Below are 3094 nucleotides of genomic sequence, written 5' to 3' on the forward strand. Positions count from 1 at the left end.
AAAACCTCTTTTTTTGGGTATTAACTTTTTCTATCGCTTCAAAATAACAAGCCATAAAATCGCCCTCGCCATTTTCAAAATCTGCAACCGCTGAAGAAAATTTTTTATTAAGTTCTTTTATCATAATCAAAGCGACTTCTTGCGCTTCGTTTTCGGTTAAATTAGGATTATTTTTAAGTATCTGCCCTGCAACTTTATTAATATTTACTCTTCTATAAACTCCATCGCTATACATTTTATTCTCCGTTGTCATTTAATTATAAGAATTATGAAAAATTATTTATCTTTTTTCCAAACTATATGCCCGTTAATATTATATTTTTCATAAACGCTCAAAACTTCTTCCAAAAATTCAATTAATTCTTTTTCGTTTGATTTTTTAGCGATTTCCAACATTCGTATAAACATTTTCTTTCCCGTTTCGGTTTGTTTTAAATTCTTTTTCAAAAAATTATGTTTAGAACAAAGCGTCTGTCCGTTTTCTAAAGTCGCTTTACCGCCTAAAGATTTTGGTTTTATATGGTCGACATGCAACTCTACTCCTTCCTCTTTTCCCATTCCGCAAATTACGCATTTATAATTGTCTCGTTCTAAAATTTGTTTTTTAAGTTGAGGTGGAAAATCTTCCAAATCGTCTCTTAAAGCCACAAAATCGGGGTCGTATCTATAAACTCCTTTAGAGATTTTTTGCAAATAACCTTTTTCATGCAATTTTCTAATTCCTCTGTCAGGGTCTCTAAAAACTTCGCCCGTTCTTTTTTCCCATTCTTTTACAACCCAATCTACGACTTCTGGATGCGATATATCTCTATTTGGATTTTTCTTAAAAAATTCCATAATCAAATCCATTTGACTATATTTGCTCATTGAAATTCCTCCGTTTTCTTTTTCTATAGTTTGTAAAAATCTTTCTTTGGAAAGAGCGCAATATTCTTTATCCAATTCTATTCCTATAAAATTTCTATTATTTAAATAAGCCTCTATCATAGTAGTTCCGCTTCCGCTAAACGGGTCGCATATAGTGTCGCCGACAAATGAAAAAAGTTTAACGCATCGTTTTGGAAGTTCTCTTGGGAAAGGCGCTGGATGTCCTATTCGTTTTTTTGATTCTCCGTTGAAACTCCATAACCCGTTAGTCCAAGCCATAAATTCTTCTTTTATAATGTCGCTTTCTCCTTTTATTTTCTTTTTCCATTCGTTTTTATATAAGACGACTATAAGCTCGACTGGAGCGATAACATAAGGGGCTGACGCGCTTAACCAACTTCCCCAAGCAGTCCTTCGAGAAATATTGCCTTCGTTCCAAACTATAGAACTATGATATTTCCATCCTATATCTTTTGCTATTGATATTAAATCCGCTCCAACGCTCTGTTGCCCTCCTTTATTTTTATCAAGCGGAATATTCAAACAAAATCTAGCCGTATCTTTTGCCCAAATATAACAATTGCTCATCCATTCTTTGCTAAATTCTAAATATTCCTCATATTCGTTAAAATCTTCGTTTGAATTATAATTTATTCCCACATTATACGGAGGCGAAGTTATTATTAAATCTACGCTTTCTTTGTCTAAAATATTTTTATCGAGGCAAGATGCGTTATAAAGTTTTACATTTTTATTTGAAAAAAATATAGGCTTTTCGTTTATATTATAATCTATTTCAATATTATTTAATAAATCATTTTTAACCGCGGGCATCATTTATTTTTACATCCAATTATTTATTATTATAAATTAAAATTTTTAAACCAAAATCAAAAAGAAGATAACACTTCGTTTATGCCTTTTAATTTATCTTCAAATTCTTTTTGTTTTCGTTTTTCCGTTTCAATCGCTTCCTGTTTAGCCTTATTAATAAAATTTTCGTTTGAAAGTTTTTTATTAACCGCTTCCAAATCTTTTTTATAATTTGACGCTTCTTTTTCGAGTCGCTTTTTTTCCGCTTCAAAATCGATTATTCCAACCAAGTTAACATTAATCTCTCCGCCCTCGAATACTTTGACGAAACTTCCTTTATTTCTTTCATGTTCGCCAGCCGAAACTATATCCAAAGATTGAGTCAAAGAAAGATAGGCGATTATATCTTTATAATTTTCGCTTACCGTTTTAAAATAATCGTTTGTATATCTTAATACGACTTCTAATTTTTTATTCGGAGGCAAATTGAATAGAGAGCGGGAATTTCTAATCGCCGAAACTATATCTTTTATCAAATCGAATTCTTTTTCTATATCTTCGAATATATATTTGTCTTTCGCTTTCGGATATTCTCTTATCATTAAAGATTTTGATTCTATATTTCTCTTTGGCAAATTAAAATAAATCTCTTCGGTTAAAAATGGCATGAAAGGATGAATCATCGCCATAGATTCTTCCAAAATATACAAAAGCAAAGATAAAGTTTTTTCTCTTTTAGAATTTTCTTTCAAATCGAATTTGCTTATTTCGATATACCAATCGCAAAATTCGTTCCAATAGAATTTATAAATCGTTTGAGAGGCTTCGTCAAATCTATATTCTTTTAATTTTCTGTCGGTTGATTCAATCGCTTTTTGAAGTCGAGATAAAATCCATTTGTCTTTATTTTCAAGCGTAAATTCGTCAATATTTTTGATTGTCTCTCCGTCTTCGATATTGCCAAATATATATTTTGCGCTATTGTATATTTTATTTGCAAATTTTCCGCCCATTTTGAAAAGTTCTTTATCGAGCCAAATATCTTGTCCGCCCAAAGAAGTTATAAAAGATAAAGTAAATCTGAAAGCGTCCGCTCCATGTTCGTCAATTATTTCAATCGGGTCGATTCCGTTTCCCAAACTCTTTGACATTTTCCTTCCAATTTTATCTCTAATCAAACCGTTAAGATAAATATCCTTAAAAGGAATATCTTTCATAAAATGAGTTCCCGCCATTATCATTCTTGCAACCCAGAAAAATAATATATCGTAGCCTGTAACCAAAGTCGATGTCGGATAAAAATATTTTAAATCTTCATTATCTTCGGGCCATCCAAAAGTGGAAAAAGCCCATAACCAAGAAGAAAACCAAGTGTCCAAAACATCTTCGTCCTGTTTAATATTTTTACTTTTAC

At 31.3% G+C, this 3094-nt stretch carries 3 protein-coding genes; all 3 read right to left on the bottom strand.

Going from position 1 to position 3094, the window contains the following annotated elements; all coding sequences use genetic code 11:
• On the bottom strand, positions 1-235 hold a 235-nt coding region (locus tag EZH24_RS09370), incomplete at its 3' end, for a hypothetical protein (RefSeq protein ID WP_137998893.1).
• A gap of 41 nt (positions 236-276) precedes the next feature.
• Entirely contained in the window at positions 277-1704 is a 1428-nt protein-coding gene (locus tag EZH24_RS09375) for a DNA methyltransferase (protein WP_201798586.1), read from the bottom strand.
• A 53-nt stretch (positions 1705-1757) separates the two neighbouring features.
• A partial coding sequence (locus EZH24_RS09380) for a class I tRNA ligase family protein (protein WP_153227233.1) occupies positions 1758-3094 on the bottom strand: 1337 nt, incomplete at its 5' end.

This window comes from Brachyspira catarrhinii, assembly GCF_005518285.1.
Taxonomy (GTDB): Bacteria; Spirochaetota; Brachyspiria; order Brachyspirales; family Brachyspiraceae; genus Brachyspira; species Brachyspira catarrhinii.

Excerpts from the sequence above, each read along its gene's own strand:
- EZH24_RS09375 (WP_201798586.1), bottom strand. The coding sequence starts at position 1,704 with ATGATGCCCGCGGTTAAAAATGATTTATTAAATAATATTGAAATAGAT.